General features: G+C 65.5%; 13 protein-coding genes, 3 tRNA genes and 1 pseudogene. 8 read left to right on the forward strand and 9 right to left on the reverse strand.

The genetic code is table 11. The annotated features are described in order from the left end of the window. Window positions 1–2 precede the first annotated feature (2 nt). From ACOOGG_RS04160 to ACOOGG_RS04175, 4 genes are read right to left on the reverse strand one after another with little or no spacing between them, the layout of a single operon-like run. Window positions 3–905, reverse strand: a complete 903-nt coding sequence (locus tag ACOOGG_RS04160) for a dihydropteroate synthase (RefSeq protein WP_420432586.1) — start codon at window positions 903–905, stop codon at window positions 3–5. Continuing rightward, entirely contained in the window at window positions 902–1,258 is a 357-nt protein-coding gene (locus ACOOGG_RS04165; RefSeq protein ID WP_420432588.1) for a virulence factor, read from the reverse strand. The genes ACOOGG_RS04160 and ACOOGG_RS04165 overlap by 4 nt, the downstream gene beginning before the upstream one ends. Next, window positions 1,255–1,872: a DUF1638 domain-containing protein gene (locus tag ACOOGG_RS04170; protein WP_420432590.1), complete on the reverse strand. Its 618-nt coding sequence runs from the start codon at window positions 1,870–1,872 to the stop codon at window positions 1,255–1,257. The genes ACOOGG_RS04165 and ACOOGG_RS04170 overlap by 4 nt, the downstream gene beginning before the upstream one ends. A 2-nt stretch (window positions 1,873–1,874) precedes the next feature. After that, window positions 1,875–2,576 (reverse strand): corrinoid protein, encoded by a 702-nt coding sequence (locus tag ACOOGG_RS04175; protein WP_420432592.1) that lies wholly within the window; start codon window positions 2,574–2,576, stop codon window positions 1,875–1,877. A gap of 143 nt (window positions 2,577–2,719) precedes the next feature. On the opposite strand from ACOOGG_RS04175, the gene ACOOGG_RS04180 reads away from it, so the two are divergent. Further along, entirely contained in the window at window positions 2,720–8,125 is a 5,406-nt protein-coding gene (locus tag ACOOGG_RS04180; protein ID WP_420432594.1) for a hypothetical protein, read from the forward strand. Window positions 8,126–8,208: 83 nt separating this feature from the next. Here the strand turns inward: ACOOGG_RS04180 and ACOOGG_RS04185 are convergent. The 4 genes from ACOOGG_RS04185 to ACOOGG_RS04200 all read right to left on the reverse strand — a co-directional run bounded on the left by ACOOGG_RS04185 (window position 8,209) and on the right by ACOOGG_RS04200 (window position 9,971). Beyond that, window positions 8,209–8,281: transfer RNA gene (locus ACOOGG_RS04185), tRNA-Lys, on the reverse strand. Window positions 8,282–8,285: 4 nt separating this feature from the next. Continuing rightward, window positions 8,286–8,363 (reverse strand) — tRNA-His (locus ACOOGG_RS04190). A gap of 70 nt (window positions 8,364–8,433) precedes the next feature. After that, complete coding sequence (locus ACOOGG_RS04195; protein WP_420432596.1) at window positions 8,434–9,375, reverse strand: haloalkane dehalogenase; 942 nt, start codon at window positions 9,373–9,375, stop codon at window positions 8,434–8,436. Between the two features lie 257 nt (window positions 9,376–9,632). Continuing rightward, window positions 9,633–9,971 carry a hypothetical protein gene (locus ACOOGG_RS04200; RefSeq protein WP_420432598.1) on the reverse strand — a complete coding sequence of 113 codons (339 nt, stop codon included), beginning with the start codon at window positions 9,969–9,971 and terminating at the stop codon, window positions 9,633–9,635. A 481-nt stretch (window positions 9,972–10,452) separates the two neighbouring features. Here ACOOGG_RS04200 and ACOOGG_RS04205 point away from each other — a divergent pair. Continuing rightward, window positions 10,453–10,527, forward strand: a tRNA-Arg gene (locus ACOOGG_RS04205). Window positions 10,528–10,687: 160 nt separating this feature from the next. Continuing rightward, window positions 10,688–11,845: a tyrosine-type recombinase/integrase gene (locus ACOOGG_RS04210; protein WP_420431818.1), complete on the forward strand. Its 1,158-nt coding sequence runs from the start codon at window positions 10,688–10,690 to the stop codon at window positions 11,843–11,845. A gap of 183 nt (window positions 11,846–12,028) precedes the next feature. Here the strand turns inward: ACOOGG_RS04210 and ACOOGG_RS04215 are convergent, their stop codons facing one another. Beyond that, on the reverse strand, window positions 12,029–13,144 hold the full coding sequence (locus tag ACOOGG_RS04215) for a GmrSD restriction endonuclease domain-containing protein (RefSeq protein ID WP_420431820.1): 1,116 nt from the start codon (window positions 13,142–13,144) through the stop codon (window positions 12,029–12,031). A 172-nt stretch (window positions 13,145–13,316) separates the two neighbouring features. Between ACOOGG_RS04215 and ACOOGG_RS04220 the strand changes: the two genes are divergently transcribed. From ACOOGG_RS04220 to ACOOGG_RS04240, 5 genes and pseudogenes are all read left to right on the forward strand, one after another. Beyond that, window positions 13,317–13,733 (forward strand): hypothetical protein, encoded by a 417-nt coding sequence (locus ACOOGG_RS04220; RefSeq protein WP_420431822.1) that lies wholly within the window; start codon window positions 13,317–13,319, stop codon window positions 13,731–13,733. Window positions 13,734–13,835: 102 nt separating this feature from the next. Next, window positions 13,836–14,252 carry a hypothetical protein gene (locus tag ACOOGG_RS04225; protein WP_420431824.1) on the forward strand — a complete coding sequence of 139 codons (417 nt, stop codon included), beginning with the start codon at window positions 13,836–13,838 and terminating at the stop codon, window positions 14,250–14,252. Between the two features lie 1,037 nt (window positions 14,253–15,289). After that, window positions 15,290–15,502 (forward strand): annotated as a pseudogene (locus ACOOGG_RS04230) (UvrD-helicase domain-containing protein); the annotation flags it as partial. Window positions 15,503–15,642: 140 nt separating this feature from the next. Continuing rightward, window positions 15,643–16,941, forward strand: a complete 1,299-nt coding sequence (locus tag ACOOGG_RS04235; RefSeq protein WP_420431826.1) for a UvrD-helicase domain-containing protein — start codon at window positions 15,643–15,645, stop codon at window positions 16,939–16,941. Next, on the forward strand, window positions 16,890–17,256 hold a 367-nt coding region (locus ACOOGG_RS04240), incomplete at its 3' end, for a 3'-5' exonuclease (RefSeq protein WP_420432600.1). The genes ACOOGG_RS04235 and ACOOGG_RS04240, both read left to right, overlap by 52 nt.

Here is a 17,256-nt window from a genome sequence, read left to right on the forward strand (position 1 = left end):
GCTCATACAGCAGCCCGGCGACGTCCCCCTCGACGGCGGGCCGCGCCCTCCCCGGCGGCAGTCGGGTCCCGGTTCTCGGCAATCCACGCCGTGCAGTCTTTATCGTGGCCGGCCAGCACGTCGGCGGCCATTACCGCCTGCTTCACCTCGGCGTGCAGGGGGTTCATGATGGCCGAGGTCATCCCCGCCCCCATGGCCATGGCCAGAAAGGTCCCGGTAATCGAGTGGCGGTTGGGCAGCCCGAAGCTCACGTTGCTGGCCCCGCAGGTGGTGTTCACGCCGAGTTCGGTGCGAATTCGCCGCACCAGGTGGAACACCTGTTGGCCAGCGGTTCCCATGGCCCCGATGGGCATGACCAAAGGATCGACCACCACGTCGGAGCGGGGGATGCCGTGGTCGGCGGCGCGCTCCACGATCTTGCGGGCCACCTCGAATCGGACATCGGGATCCTCGCTGATGCCGGTCTCGTCGTTGGAGATGGCCACTACCGCGGCGCCATGGCGGGCTACCAGCGGCAGCACCCGTTCCAATACCTCATCCTCTCCGGTCACCGAGTTGATCAGAGGCTTGCCGTCGTACACCGCGATGCCCGCCTCCAGTGCCTCGATGATGGAGGAGTCGATGGACAAAGGCACGTCGGTCACCGACTGCACCAGCTTGATCGCCCTGGCCAACAGCGCAGGCTCGTCGGCCAACGGGATGCCGGCATTCACGTCCAGCATGTGGGCGCCGGCGGCCACCTGGGCCAGAGCGTCGGCCTCCACCCGGCTGAAGTCGCCGGCCTTCATCTCCTCGGTGAGGAGCTTTCTCCCTGTGGGGTTGATCCGCTCGCCGATCATGACGAATGGACGGCCGAAACCGATCACCACCTCCTTGGTTGCCGAGCTGATAACGGTTTCGGTCACTTCGTCGCCTCCTGGGGACTTACGGTCGCGTTGTCGGGGTCCCAGCCCCCGGCGGCCACGTATTCTTTGAGCCGCTCCCGGGGGAACGCGGCCTCCAACTCTTCGGCTGCCCGCAAAGCGGCGCCTTCAGGATCGTTGGGGTCACCGGGCACTACATTCCGGCGCCATTCACCCACATATTCTGATGCCTGGGTCTTGCCGGCCACCATGGCGGCCTCGTCGATAGCCCGTTGAAAGCGGCGGGGGAGGATGCGCTGGATTTTCGAGGATCCCGAGCCTGCATTCACCTGAGCGGGGATGTCCCGCCAACAGATCACCACTAGGTTGCCGTTACTCCCCCGCCGCCGACTCACGCGGCTCGCTCCCGGATCTCTACCAGCGCATCGATCAAACCGCCATAGCCGGTAGCAATACTCTCGAAGCGCAGCCCCAGGAGGTCGGCCGCCTTTTGAGCCAACCGGTCCAGATCGGGGTCAGGCTCCTGTGACAGGTGCACCAGCCGGGTGTAGTTCTTGAAATAGATCGCTTGCAGTTCGGGGTGGTCCGAGATGCCCAGCCCCTCCAGAATCAGGCGCTCGAAGTGCCGCACCAGATAGTCGGTGAGATACAGCGTTCCCAGCTCCTGGTCCTGTAGCCGGGTGAAGGCCTCGGTCCCGGCGTAGAGCTCATAGCAATGTGGGCCGGGGAGGCGCTCCACCCCTTCTTCCTGGCACACCTTGTCGAGCAGGCCCCCGGTGCCGCAGTCGGCGTAGCCCACCAAGATGGTGCGGTATCTGTCGCGGGCGGCCCGCACCCGCTGCCGCACCGACTCGGGGATCAGCTCCGGGCGGTTGTGCAGCTTGGCCGGGAGGCACTCCAGGTCGATGCCACCGCTGCCGTCCTCCTGATCGAATGCCGCAATCAGGTGGCGCAGCTCCTTGGCCAGCGCCCCGCAGGCCACGACCAGTACCCGGTCGGGTTGGTCCATGGTCAAACCGCAGCTCGGCGAGCGGCTATCAGGTCTTTGGCGGTCTCGGCAGCCACCGCCGCGTCGCGGCAGTAGGCATCGGCGCCGATGGCCTCGCCGAACTCCTCATTGAGGGGGGCGCCGCCCACCAGAACTATGAATTCCTCCCGCAGGCTCTTGTCCACCAGTGTGTCGATGACCACCTTCATGTAGGGCATGGTGGTGGTGAGCAGCGCCGACATTCCCAAGATGTCGGGCTGATGCTCGTCGAGCGCGGCGATGAACTCCTCCACATCGGTGTTGATCCCCAGGTCGGTCACCTCGAACCCGGCCCCCTCCAGCATCATGGCCACCAGGTTCTTGCCGATGTCGTGGATGTCGCCTTTGACCGTGCCGATCACCACGCTGCCGATGGGCTCGGCCCCGGTCTCGGCCAGCAGCGGGCGCAAGATGGCCATGCCTGCCTTCATGGCGTTGGCGGCCAGCAGTACCTCGGGCACGAACAAGATGCCGTCGCGGAAGTCGATTCCCACGATGCGCATTCCCTCCACCAGGGCCACATCCAGCACCTTGTCGGCCGGCCAGCCCCGGTCCAGCAAGATTCTGGTGCCCTCGTCAATCTCTTCGGCGAGGCCGTCGTAAAGATCGTCGTGCATCTGAGCACACAGGTCTTCGTCGTTCAGACTCGACAGATCGATGTCGTCGATCTCGGGCGTGTCAGTCATTCGACACACTCCTTCTGTGGTGCTGGACCCCAGGGCGGGTTCCATACTGTGGACCAGTACCGCAATGCGGAACAGTGTCACTGTAGCACGATGAGCGAGCGGTTGCCTGTGTCGGCGGCCACTGCTGGCAATACGGTTGCCGGATGCTCTCTGTGCTGAAAACAGCGACGGTGGTGGCGGTCGTTATGGGATTGGCCGTGGTGGGGTTGGCTATTTCTTCAAGTGTGGTTTTGGCTGATGGGGCTGCTGATCGGTGTTTCGGGGTTCATCGGTTCGGGCAGCAGCCGGTGGGTGTGGCGAAGTCGGCGGATGGGTTGGAGGTGCTGGCGCAGGTTCGGTGGGGGTATCACGATTCCATCGGCTGTTTTCTGGTGTTGGACGACGGTGCGGTGGGGGCGCTGCGGGCTTCGGGCCTGCCGCCGTCATCGGGGGCAGCTGCGGGAGATGGCGCAGCTGCTGATCGGTGTTTCGGGGTTCATCGGTTCGGGCAGCAGCCGGTGGGTGTGGCGAAGTCGGCGGATGGGTCGGAGGTGCTGGCGCAGGTTCGGTGGGGGTATCACGATTCCATCGGCTGTTATCTGGTGTTGGACGACGGTGCGGTGGGGGTGCTGCGGGCTGGGGCCCCGGTACCACCGTCTGACTCGGTGTCGGCCGGCGGCTTTCATTCATGTCGATTGCTGGAGGGCGGAGCGGCGGTGTGTTGGGGCAGCAACGGTTACGGACAGTTGAACACTCCTGAGGGTGAGTTTGCCACGGTGTCGGCCGGCCTTTGGCATTCGTGCGGGCTGCGGGCCGTTGGCACCATTGTGTGTTGGGGTAGCGACGAGTTTGGGCAGGCTGGTGCGCCTGCCGGCGAGTTCTTGTCGGTGTCGGCGGGCGTTCGGCATTCGTGCGGGTTGCGGGCCGACCGAACGGCGGTGTGTTGGGGGTCGGACCAGGACTGGGAGGGCGACCACATCGGTCAGGCCGCTGCGCCTGCCGGGGAGTTCTTGTCGGTGTCGGCGGGCGATTGGCATTCGTGCGGGCTGCGGGTCGACCGGACGGCGGTTTGTTGGGGTTGGCTGTCTTTTGCGCCGGGCGGGCGGTTCTTATCGGTGTCGGCTGGCAACGGTCATTCGTGCGGGGTGCGGGCCGATCGCACAGCGGTGTGCTGGGGCTATAACGGCTCGGGGGAGGCGGAATCGCCTGATGGGGCGTTTTTGTCGGTGTCGGCTGGCAACAACCACTCGTGTGGGGTGCGGGTAGACGGCGGGGCGGTGTGCTGGGGGTCGGATGAGGATTGGGAGGGCGACCACATCGGTCAGGCCGCTGCGCCTGCCGGGGAGTTCTTGTCGGTGTCGGCTGGCGGTTGGCATTCGTGCGGGTTGCGAGCCGACAGCTCGGTGGTGTGCTGGGGCTACGGCGGTTCCGGTCAACTCGAGGTTCTCGAGCCGCAGCCCGGCCCGGTGTCGGTTGGCGGGGGTCATTCGTGCCGCCTGTTGGCCGACGGCACCGTCGAGTGCTGGGGCAGAAATGACTATGGGCAGTCGACCGCGCCTGCCGGGGAGTTCTTGTCGGTGTCGGCCGGCGGCTCGCATTCGTGCGGACTGCGGGCCGATCTTGTGGTCGAGTGCTGGGGCGATGACATCTCTGGGCAGGCCACGGTGCCCGACGGTCGGTTCTGGGCGGTGTCGGCCGGCGGGCAGCATTCGTGCGGGTTGCGGTTGGACCAGTCCGCGGTGTGCTGGGGCGACGACTGGGCCCGACAGGCGACGCCGCCGCAAGGGAGGTTCACCGCGGTCGCAGCTGGCGACTCCCATACGTGCGGTCTGCGAACCGACCACACCATCAGCTGTTGGGGCTACAACATCTTTGGGCAGGCCACGTCGCCCGCCGGGGAGTTCTCCGATATTTCGGCTGGTGGCCGCCATTCGTGCGGGTTGCGGGTCGACGGCGCCGCGGTGTGCTGGGGCAGCGATGACGACGGGCAGGCCACGTCGCCCGCCGGGGAGTTCTCCGATATTTCGGCTGGTGGCCGCCATTCGTGCGGGTTGCGGGTCGACGGCGCCGCGGTGTGCTGGGGCAGCGATGACGACGGGCAGGCTTCGCCTCCTGCTGGGGAGTTCACTGCTATTTCGGCCGGCAAGCGCCACACCTGCGCCCTGCGAATCGATATGGAATCAGTGTGCTGGGGCCGCCAGGGCGAAATCGAAAGGCTGTCCGCGACCGCTGATCAGCAAGTCGAACTGGTTTCGGCCGGCAGCGGTCATGTGTGCCGAGTCCACGGGGGTGCTGCCATCGTGTGTTGGGGCAGCGACTACCACGGGCAGGCTGGTGCGCCTGCCGGGGAGTTCTTGTCGGTGTCGGCCGGCGTTTGGCATTCGTGCGGGGTGCGGGTTGACGGCGCGGCGGTGTGTTGGGGTAGCGACGAGTTTGGGCAGGCTGGTGCGCCTGATGGGGCGTTTTTGTCGGTGTCGGCTGGCGTTCGGCATTCGTGCGGGGTGCGGGCCGACGGCACGGCGGTGTGCTGGGGGTCGGATGAGGATTGGGATGGCGAACACATCGGTCAGGCCGCTGCGCCTGCCGGGGAGTTCTTGTCGGTGTCGGCTGGCGGTTGGCATTCGTGCGGGGTGCGGGCCGACCGGACCGCGGTTTGTTGGGGTTGGCTGTCCTATTCACCAGGCGGGCGGTTCTTGTCGGTGTCGGCGGGCAACGGCCATTCGTGCGGGTTGCGGGCCGATCGCTCGGTGGTGTGCTGGGGCTATAACAGCTCGGGGGAGGCGGAATCGCCTGATGGGGCGTTCTTGTCGGTGTCGGCCGGCGGTGATCATTCGTGCGGGGTGCGGGTAGACCACACCGCGGTGTGCTGGGGTTCGGACGAGGACTGGGATGGCGATCACATCGGGCGGTCAACCGCGCCTGCCGGGGAGTTCTTGTCGGTGTCGGCCGGCGGTTGGCATTCGTGCGGGTTGCGGGTAGACAGCTCGGTGGTGTGCTGGGGCTACGGCGGTTCCGGCCAACTCGAGGTTCCCGAGCCGCAGCCCGGTCCGGTGTCGGCGGGAGGGGTCCATTCGTGCCGCCTGTTGGCCGACGGCACCGTCGATTGCTGGGGCAGAAATGACTACGGCCAGGCAACCGCGCCTGCCGGGGAGTTCTTGTCGGTCTCGGCCGGCGGCTCGCATTCGTGCGGACTGCGGGCCGAACTAACCGTCGAATGCTGGGGCGACGACATCTCCGGGCAGGCCACGGTGCCCGACGGTCGGTTCTGGGCGGTGTCGGCCGGCGGGCAGCATTCGTGCGGGTTGCGGTTGGACCAGTCCGCGGTGTGCTGGGGCGACGACTGGGCCCGACAGGCGACACCGCCGCAAGGCCGGTTCACCGCCATTGCAGCAGGAGACTCCCACACCTGCGGCCTGCGGACCGATCGGACGATTCGCTGTTGGGGCAGCGACCTCTACGGGCAGACGGCGCCACCGGAAGGGGAATTCACCGAAGTATCGGCTGGTGACCGCCATTCGTGCGGGCTGCTGGCCGACGGCACTGCGGTGTGCTGGGGCAGCGACGACGACGGTCAGGCGACACCGCCCGCCGGGGAATTCGCCGCGGTATCGGCTGGTGACCGCTATTCGTGCGGGCTGCTGGCCGACGGCACTGCGGTGTGCTGGGGCAGCGACGACGACGGGCAGGCCACATCGCCTGAGGGGGAGTTCGCGGCGATCTCTGCTGGCAAACACCACACATGCGCTCTGCGGACCGACAACGAATCGGTGTGCTGGGGCAGCCGAGACGAACTTGACGTGCTGCCGGAATCGGCCGACGGGCAGATTGAGCAACTCTCGATCGGGAATAGTCACTTGTGCGGCCTTCGGATTGATCGGACTGCCTTCTGTTGGGGCGGCAACGGTTACGGACAGTTGAACACCCCTGAGGGTGAGTTCGCCGCAGTGTCGGCTGGCAACGGCCATTCGTGCGGACTTCGGTCCGCTGGCACCATCGTGTGCTGGGGCGATAGCGATTTTGGACGGTTAGACGCGCCCGATGGGGAATTTCTGGCGCTGTCAGCAGGCCAGTTGCATTCGTGTGGCCTGCGAGCCGATCGTTCCCTTGTGTGCTGGGGGTCGGACGAGGACTGGGAGGGCGACCACATCGGTCAGGCCGCTGCGCCTGCCGGGGAGTTCTTGTCGGTGTCGGCGGGCGATTGGCATTCGTGTGGGCTGCGGGTCGACCGGACGGCGGTTTGTTGGGGTTGGCTGTCTTATGCACCGGGCGGGCGGTTCTTATCGGTGTCGGCTGGCAACGGCCATTCGTGCGGGGTGCGGGCCGATCGCACGGTGGCGTGCTGGGGCGATAGAGGCTCAGGGAAGGCGGCATCGCCGGCCGGGGAGTTCTTGTCGGTGTCGGCTGGCAACGGCCATTCGTGCGGGGTGCGGGCCGATCGCACGGTGGTGTGCTGGGGCGATAGAGGTTCGGGGCAGACGGCATCGCCGGCTGGGGAGTTCTTGTCGGTGTCGGCTGGCTATTTGCATTCGTGCGGGTACCGAACCGACCAGACTGTTGAGTGCTGGGGCCATACCCGGCGGCCGTTTACCGGTTCCCTTGATGTCCATGTGTTCTATTGCGCATCTGAGAGTTGGGGATACTCCGACGACGATTTGGCGCGAGAAGTCGAAGAGATGAACAACGTGGCCCAGTTCTTCGCCCGGCAGTCATCGGGCTTGGTGAGTCTTCGCTTGATTCCGGCGGCGGTTATTTCCCCGGATGTGGATTGGAACGAGATCCTGCTGGACACCTGGCGTAGTGAGGTGGGTTCTCATCCGTGTGAGGAGGAGATCGAGGAGTGGGGAGATGTCCGCGATGTGTTGGTGCTGGTAGGCGCTAAGGCGGGCGATTTTGCCAGCGGCTACGCCTTCGGGTCGAACAATATTTCCTTTGCCGTGGTCAATACGCTTGAGGCCCGGCACGCGGAGTCTTGTCCTGGCCGAGACACGCCTTACCGGTTTCGGGACCTGGTCGTCGATGGCATTTGCTTTCCCAGCGGCTACGACCTGCAAGGACTGGCTGATAGTTACGAAAACACTGTCTTGCATGAGATCGGCCATTCAGTGTTCAAGCTGGATCATCCTCTGGACTGCTCAATAATGAGCTACATCTGCTCTGACTATTCGAGGCTGGGCTGCGCCCACATCTGGTTTCTGGGATGGCCTCCCCCCGATGAGTGCCCCACTGACCGCTCAGATGCGGATGTGGAGCGTTCGGCTTATGTCAGCCTAAGTCCAATGGGAGCAAGCTATTGCGGCTTGCGAAGTAACGGCACTATTGACTGCTGGGGATGGAACGATTTTGGGCAGATCGATGCCCCCGAGGGTGTGTTCACCATCATTTCCACTGGCTGGAGTCATAGATGCGGCTTAAGAAACGACGGCGTTGTCAAATGCTGGGGCGACAACAGCCACGGGCAACTCGATGCTCCCGCTGGCACCTTCATCGGCGTACGCGCCGTCCACAACTACTCTTGCGCCACCAGAGCCGACGGCACCACGAAATGCTGGGGAGACCGCGACCAGGAATAGCCGAAACTGATGGGTCTAGTCCGAGCCGGGCTCCAGGGTTCCCCAGGCGGGCAGCCGCCTAGCCTCATTCCGGCAGACCTCGGTACCCCCCCTGGGATTCGAACCCAGAACCTGCGGATTAAGAGTCCGTTGCTCTGCCAGTTGAGCTAGAGGGGCTTGTTGGGCGGACCGAGGGGATTTGAACCCCCGACCTCCGGGACCACAACCCGGCGCTCTAACCTGACTGAGCTACGGCCCGCACGGCCCGGTCAGTCTAGGGCCGGTTTTGCCGTCCGGGGAAACTGTTTGGAGTCCGCAGCGAAGCGTGCTCAGCCCAGCCAAGCGACGATGGCTTCGGCCAGCGCGGGGCCCTGGTCCTCTTGGATGAAGTGGCTGGCCGGGCGGAATTGGGCATGGGGCTGGCCCGCGGCCCCGGGAATCCGCTCGGTGAACGCCGCCTGCCCGTTGCCCAGCACGGGATCGTCGGGGGCCCACAGGGTGAGCACCGGCTTGGTCCACTGCTCCAGTACATTCCAGGCCGCCCGGTTGGCGGGAACGGCGGGGTCATCGGGGGAGATCGGCACCAGCATCGGGAAATGGCGGGCCCCGGCCATGTAGAGCTCTTCGGGAAACGGCGCCCGGTAGGCCTCTTGAGCAGCTTCGCTCAGCTCGGTGGCCGTGGCGTTGTCCACCAGTCGGCCGCAGTCCAGAAACTCCACGTCCTGGCTGAACTGGAGCCAGAACTCAAAGCCCGCCCCCGGCGATTGGCCCTCGGGCAGGCCGGTGTTGGCCAGAATCAGCCGGTCGATCAGATCTGGGTTCTCGGCGGCCACTCGCAGCCCGATGAGCCCGCCCCAGTCCTGACCGAACAGATGCAGCGGCCCGCCGCCCCGCTCTGTGGCGGTGGCAGCCAAGAACTGCCTCATCCACTCCACGTGGTTCGCATAGGTGTAGGGCGCTCGCTCGATGGGCTTGTCCGAGCGACCAAACCCGATCAAATCGGGAACCACAACCCGGTACCCAGCCACCACCAGCGAGGGGATCATCTTGCGGTACAGGTACCCCCAGGTGGGCTCCCCGTGCAGCAGCAAAAACGTGTTGGTATCTTCGCCCGGCCGATCGGGCTCGGCCACCACATAGGCCATCCGCAACCCATCCACCTCGACATAGCGCGGCTCATACGGATAGTCGCCCAGCCCGCCAAACCGCTCCTCCGTAGTTCGTACATAGGCGACACCCCTTCCGGAAGTGAGAATCTCAGAATCAGCCATCCTTCGACGCTACCGCCATCACAGTGATACTGACGCTCTTCCACGATCCCCTTTTGGGTAAATTTGGCACTCTCAGCACCGCCCACGGTTCAGCGTGAGCCGATCAACAAGGCCCGCGGTAATGCGCGCCGACCCGCCCCGCACACATCTTCACTGTTGGTTCAAACTGGCTTCTGGTCTGCGGTGAGGTCACCACGGTTGTGAGCGTCACCAGCAAGGTTGGGAAGGCACGGGCTGTGGGTGGGATGGTCTTGTTGTCAATTCTCCATGTACGAGCAGAACTCGCCACGATAGATAACCCAGTTCTCGTCGGCTAGCTGCATCCCGTCGATGACGATTTGGGCATTTCCTCTGTCATCGCGGTAGTAGATCGCTGTGGGGGGAGGTTGGGGTTGGTCATCGTCGTTGATGCCCGATGCTGCGCTGCCTCGTGCTTTGGGTCGGCTGGTGGGCGGGGATTGGGTGAGGTCTTCTGCGCTTATGCTCGATGATCCGTCTCGTTGGTGCCACCAACGGGCTTGGGATGAGTTCTGCCACCAGTCGGTCGCGGCTTCTTCCAGCGTGGGGAACCCCATTGCTGCGTCTGGGTCGATCATGTCTTCCCAGCCGCTTATGTACAGTCCATAGCAAGCCAAACCTGATGGCTGTGGGTTGACGGTCGGTTCGCTGTGTGGGTTGTTGCCTGGTGTTTTTGGTGAGGGAGGGGTGATGGGCTTGACAGCCTCGGTGGGGATTGCAGTTTCGGGGGCAACAGTTGGATCTGTCGATTGTGCACTGGCAACTCCAGAGACAGTAGGAGCGGGGGTTTGAGTAGCAATAGCAGTGACCACGACGGGTTCAGGGGTGAGATCTTGTGTGGTGGATTCGTCGCCGCTGCCACAAGCAATCGCGATCAGCGCGGTGGCGATGAGGCATAGGTGACCCCTAACCGTCAATGACATGGCAGGCAAAGTTACACCGTCAAGCCCGGTCAGCCCTCCAGTCCAGAAACGGAGGGTCTGATACGCCATCCAAACCCGTCGCGACCCTAAACCTGTCGCGCAATACACTCGAAACGACCGGCCAATGCGCCAGCCCGCCCCTGTAGCTCAGTCCGGACAGAGCAGATGACTTCTAATCATCAGGTCGCAGGTTCGAATCCTGCCGGGGGCGCTTTTTGATGTTGCCGGGCTTTTCCGAATGCCCCCGCTAGTGCCCGAAGTCCCAGCGTATCCAGGGTTTTGTCGCTTCGTGGTGGTACACTGTTCCCAGGCTTAACTGCACAATCCCGCCAAAAGTGTGGGACAGATTGTGGGACGGATTGGAGGACAGGATGGGACATCTCACCGCTGCGAAGGTCAAGGCAGCCGGGCCGGGGAAATATCACGACGGGCAGGGCTTGCACCTTCGCGTGACCAACACCGGGTCCAAGTCTTGGTTTTTGCGCCTCACTGTGGACGGGCGGCGACGCGACATGGGTCTGGGCGGCTGGCCGGAGGTGAGCCTTGTCGATGCCCGCCGCAAGGCTCTGGAGCACCGCACCGCCGCCGCCGACGGTCGCGATCCCGTTGCCGACAACCGCCGGGGCGAGGCCCCCGTTTTCCGAGAGGCGGCCAAGGCGGTGCTCGAGGCGAACCGGCCGCGGTGGAGGGGCGAGCGCCAGGCGAGTCTGTGGTGGAGGTCGCTTGAGAACCACGCTTTCCCGGTGATCGGCGACATGAGGGTGGACCGCATCACCCAGTCCGACGTGCTGGGGGCTCTGACCCCGATCTGGACCACCCGCCCCGAGACGGCCCGCAAGGTCCGCCAGAGAATCCGGGCCGTGCTGCGCTGGGCGATGGCGCACGGCTACGTCGTGTTCAACGTCGCCGGAGAGGTGATCGACGGCGCTCTGCCGCCGATGCCCAAGGTGCAGTCGCATTTCCGGTCGCTGCCCTATTTCGAGGTCGCCGACGCGCTCGCCGTCGTGGACCAGACCAAGGCGTCGCCTTCGGCCAAGCTGTGCTTGCGGTTCTTGGTGTTGAACGCGGCCCGCTCCGGCGAGGCCCGGAACGCAACCTGGGACGAGATCGAGTTCGGGGCCTGCGAGTGGCGGATACCAGCAGAGCGGATGAAGGCAGCGAGCGAGCACCGGGTTCCGCTGTCGGAGGCCGCAATGGCCGTGCTGGATCAGGCCAAAGACCACCACGACGGCTCCGATCTGGTCTTCCCGTCGCCGCTCAAACCGGGACATCCGCTCAGCAACATGACCCTGACGAAAATCCTTCGCGATGTCGGGCTCGCCGACCGGGCAACCGTCCACGGCTTCCGGGCATCATTCCGCACCTGGGCGCTGGAGGAGACAGACACGCCCTGGGCGGTGTGCGAGGCGGCTTTAGCCCACAGCCTGGGCGACTCGGTGCAGCAGGCATACATCCGCGGCGACGCGTTCGCCAAGCGCCGAAAGCTAATGGACCGGTGGGCGCAGTACCTGGAACAGCGACAGGGATGATGGGCCTCGATGAAGACACGCGGCCCTGTGCCCACGAGCGCGGCTGAGCTTGGCGCCGGCGCATCCGCGACTTGCGGTCGCTTCGCTGGCCGCTCTACTGAAGCTCTCTGTGCTCGCCCAGCAAGTTGTCGACGCTCCGAAATCTGTATATGTCCATGGCGGTCCTCTTGTGCGAAACAGGGGTTACGACGTGCAGGCTCCACCGTCGCCGTCGCGGTCTAGCCGGTAGGGGTCTACGCCCGGGACTAGAACGGTGACGGGCTTCTGGTCTGATGTGAGGTCGCCGCAGTTCAAGGCATCGCCAGACAGGCTGGGCAGGCACGGGCTGTAGGCGGGATGGCAGTCCGAGACGCTTGTTGTCTCGGCGGCTGTTTCCGTTGGCGGCGGTTGGATCGGCTCTGTTTGGAGGCTGGAGGGGCCTGACGGCTGCATGGGCCCGTCGGCGGGGCAGGCCTGGAGCACCTGTTCCAACGCGTTCTTCTCGGCTTGGTCTACCGACAGGTCGAATGCGGCTTTTACCTCGACCGTCTTCCAGGCCATGAAGCAGCGGCCCTGTGCAGTTGTCATAAGCCCTTGACATGTTCCGCTGCCGATCCGCCCGGACCATTCAGCCATGTCCCGCGAACCCTTGGATCGGTTGACGCAGTCGCGTGTCGCCACGAGGTTCAGAGCATCGTTGCCGAACGACTGGCGGCGGGCGGCGTTCCACTCCCACCCTCCTGACTCGAATGCTTCTTGAGCGGCGACGATGTGGTCGACGTCGCAGGTGGAGGCATCGAAAGCGACCCCCGTGTAGGGGTCTACGCCTGACGCGTTGCACAGATACCCTCGGTCATGCTCGAAATCGGACCGCTCGTAGCCTGATCCCCCGTACTCAGGCTCGACAGACAGACTGTCGAGAACGCCCAGCGCTGTTGAACCAGTCGAGGGGATAGCCGCTGCCGAAGGTGTGGCCGGAACAGGCGTCGAGGGGGCGGCTGTAGGGGCAGTCGCCCCCTCGGTTGGCTCTGCGGTCGGGATCGGTGCTGTCGCGGCGGGAGACGCGGTGGGCGCAGCGGTCGGCTGGGCTGGCGCGGGGGTAGCAGTGGATGACGGGGTTGCGGGGGCAACAGCGCCCGGTGTTGGGGCAGCACTTGGAGTCGCAGAGGCGGGCTGGTCAACATCGGCGGTGTCGGCGGCGGTGGCAGTGACAGGCAAGGCGGTCGGATCGGGCGCGCCGGTGTCGTCGCTGGTGCCGCAGGCGAACGCAATGAGCGCCGCGAAAGCCGCTGCCGCCATGGTCATCCGGGTTGTTCTCACGAACAGCAAGCTAGAGCCCAGCAGCCACTCGTCTCTCATCACGCAGGCACCACCTTGCCCTGCGAGTTCTCCAGGACTGCGCCACACAGCCTGGGTTATGCCGCGGGGGTTCATATCGTCTCGAGTTCCCCAGTTCTGTCGGTAGGCTGCATTGGCGCGTCGCCCCGATTTCGTGAGCGATCTGGCTGATGAGATCGAGCAGTATTTCGACAAGGAGGGCATCCGGCACGAACGAGGCGAGTCGCCAAGTCCTGCGGACCTGCTGGAGCGGTATCTCTATCACTTCGACAAGGTGATCGTGCCGGGCCCGCGCCGTGTGCATTTCTCGGCTGAGCTCCGCGCCGCACTGGGGACGCTAGACGGCCGCTATGGGACCGCGATCGAGGCCATCAAGAGCCGCTTCGAAGCGGGAGGCGACCTCGCAGAGTTCCTTAGCAGGAAGGCGGCCGACGCCGGTTTCAAAGACAGGCTGCCGAGCGATTTCGGCATCCATCATTTCCATCTCGGAGCAAAATCCGCCCTTAGCGAACGGCATGTGCGGCGCACAGGCGACTTGCTGTTCGTGTTCGTCCAACCCCTCGACGCGTAATTCCTCGACGTCAGGAAGCACCCAAACGACAGCGATCCCTGCGATTTCGGCTGGTGCGATGTCGACCTGCTGAACATCATCGACTCGAATTGGCCCGAAGCGTTGGAGCGCTACACCGCGCCCGGCGTCAAAGGAAGCACGCTCACCGACGAGCAGAGAAAAGTGCTGCGCAGCAAGAACACGAACGTCGCCACACAAGTCGGCGACAAGGTGATCGCGCCGCCAGGGGGCGGCCTTATGGCTTATGGCTCCAACCTCAAGTGCAAATCCCAGGCCATGAGGTTGCTGACCGAGATACGCCGCATCGAAAAGATATTCGAGGACCACTGGGACGAACGCGAGGGCGCGTTACGGAGTGCCGGCTTCGAAGACCCCGACAGCGCAGACTTGCGACTTGCGCGAATCGCCGACTCCAGCGTCCCGCCTTCCCAGCTCAGATCAATGAATGGGGATTTGAGCTGGATCGGCTGGGCGATCGTAGAAGTCTCGACTGGAACCCTCATCGACTGGAGCTTCTAGCGCCAGGAGCGTCTCAACACTCCGGGTCGCTGCAACCCGGCTGATCTGATCCAAATCGCAGGAAGATCATGGGAGTCCTTCCGCACTTTGGTCCAGGTCGCCGGGGATCTGCTCTACGGGGGCTTCTGGCGTTAGCCAGCCCGGCTGGAGTTGCCAGCTGACGGAAGGAGGGAAGGCATCTGCGCTCCCCGCACCCCCTGGCAGGACATACCAGCGACGGTCTCAACTACGGCGATCCCACCGCCGACGAAAGGCTTTCGGCCGTTCTTGCACGAGGGGTCGGCCCGCTTCGGCTCGACTAGGGCGGCGATGGCAGGGCCTGCGATCCTTTAGTCGGTATCGACGCTCAGCGGCAACGAGTGCGGGGTCGTGCGCGGCCTGACCGAGAGTTGTCATAGGCCGCTGGTATGTTTCATCGCCCGTGACGCACAGCGCAGCGAGCCCGGCAGGCAGGCCGACGGCCGGCGATCTGCGGGGCCCTGCCTGCCTGGGCCGAAGCGTCATCGTCTGGGCCGGCCAGCCCGCACCAGAGGGGTGGGATGGGTGCCGCAGGGTCCGGGTTGGAGATGTCGTCCGGCCCAAAGTTGCGGGACGCCTGGGCTGCTCGGGAGCCGTTTGTCATCGAGGTCGCCGAAGGCGGCGGCCTGCCCGACTCCGACTGGTCGAGGAACCTCCGCTGGTGGGAGCTCGACGCGAAATTCAATATCGGCGGCGAGTCGCTGCGGTTCCTGGCCGAGTCGAACGCCGTCGACGCCCGCAATGCCGCCGATCCCAGGTTCGCCCCGCTGGTGCAGGCGGTCCACCTCGGCGCCCGCCGGTCGCCTCCCGAAAACCCGGGGGACGCTGTGTCGCCGTCCGGCTGGCCCATTTGGTGCGACGGAGGCCCGCTCGCGCCGTTCGCAGCCGAAGACCTACAGGCCGGCCAAGACGAGGCTGGCGACGGGCGGGTCGGGGTGGTGCCCGCGGCGAACCTCGCCGTCGGCAGCCTCGTCCCGATCTTCCCGTCAGATCCCGAGGCCGAGCTGGCCGCAGACCAGATGGCTGCGGTCGCCCATATCGGCGGCGGCGCTCGCATCGTCGCTCCGGCCGGGTCCGGCAAGACACGGGTCCTGACCGAGAGGGCCCGCCACTTGGTGCGCGGCCTCGGCGTCGACCCGAAGGCGGTGTGTCTGGTGGCCTACAACAAGCGGGCACAGGAGGAGATGCAAGACAGGCTCTCCGATGTGGGCGGCTTGCAGGTGCGGACGCTCAACAGCCTGGGGCTGGCCATCTGCAACGGGTGGGGCCGTTCGCCCGCCCCCGCGGATTCGAGAGGGTCAGAACGGCTGCGGAACGCGAAGTGCGGGATCTGCTGGACGGCCTTGTGCCCCCGGCGCCCCACAGGGCGATGGTGGACCGAATCGGCCCCTACATCGACGCCCTCGCCGCTACTCGCCTCGGGCTGCGCGACCCGTCCTCGGTTGAAGCTGAATACGACCCCGATGCCGACGGGTTCGCCGCGGTCGCCGCGGCATATGCCGACCTCCTCGGCGAGCGGGGCCTCGTCGATTTCGACCATCAGATAATCCGGGCGATAGAGGTACTGCTCGCTGACCCGCACGCCCGCCTTGCAGCCCGCCGAGTGTGCTCGGTGATGCTCGTCGACGAGTTCCAAGACCTCACGCCCGCCCATCTGCTGCTGGTCCGTCTCCTCGCCGGGCCTCGGGCCGACGTGTTCGCCGTCGGCGACGACGACCAGACAATCTACGGGTATTCGGGGGCGTCGCCCCGGTGGCTCATCGACTACGACCAATACTTCCCCCGCGCCGCCCGCCACGACCTGCACGTCAACTACCGATGCCCCCCAGAAGTCGTGGACGCGGCCGTGAGCCTCCTGTCGCACAACGCCGACCGCCTCGACAAGCGGATAGCGGCCCGCCCCGGACTCGAGCAGCGTCCCCGCAACAGCCCCGACGGCCCCGCCATCCGCGCAAAGACCGCCGAAGACCCGGCCTTGCAGGTGAGACCCCACATCGAGCGTCTGCTGGGCCGGGGCGCCCAGCCAGGCGACATCGCCGTCCTCAGCCGGGTCAACAGCACCCTGCTCGCACCCCAGCTCGCCCTGGCTGACATGGGAGTCCCCTCGGACCGGCCCGTGGGCCCCCCATTCCTGTCCCGCAACGGAGTGGCCGCCGCTCTCGCCTGGGTCGAAGCGGCCACCGCAGCCGACAGGGTCGGACCGGACACCATGGAGATCATCGCCCGCCGCCCCCGCGGAGCATCCCGCCCGATCTGGTCCGAATGGCGGCCCAGCAGCGCACAGCGGAACAGCTCCGCGAGCTGGCCGAACATCTCGACAACCCCGAAGCGGCCTACAAGATCAACAAGCTGGCCGGCGACATCTCCGCCCTCCGCCACCTCGCCGCCAGACCCGCCACCACAACCGCCCGGCTGCTCGAAGCGGTCCGCGACGACATCGGCCTGGGCGAAGCGCTCGAAGAACGGCTCGACGCTTCCCGCCACACAGCGAACCGCCCATCACACGGCGACGACCTTCGCGCCCTCATCTCCGTCGCCGGCCTACACCCCCGGCCCGCCGGGTTCGCCCACTGGCTCACGCAACATCTCTCAGAACCGGCCGAGAACACACCGGGAGGGGTGCGGCTGGCAACCGTACACAAGGTCAAAGGGCTCGAATGGCCCCATGTGATCGTCTACGACGCCACAGAAGGGCTCATGCCCCACATCCTCGCCGAAGACCTCGAAGAAGAAAGGAGAGTGTTCCACGTGGCGATCACCCGCTGCTCCGAATCGGTCACCGTCATCTGCGGCGAAGACTCCTCCCCTTACCCCGCCGAAACTCGCTCTCCCGCTCGCAAGACCCGCACACCGGGCCCCGCCGGGCCGCCTGCCCCCGCCGGCTCGCGCCGCACCCCCGGAAAACAGCCAACGACGGCCGCCCCAGTATCAGAACGCGTGCAGCCGACCCACCCGGGCACCAGCTGGCCTGTCCCAACCGGCCAGA

Source organism: Candidatus Poriferisocius sp. (assembly GCF_965214065.1).
In the GTDB taxonomy this organism is placed as follows: domain Bacteria; phylum Actinomycetota; class Acidimicrobiia; order Acidimicrobiales; family Bin134; genus Poriferisocius.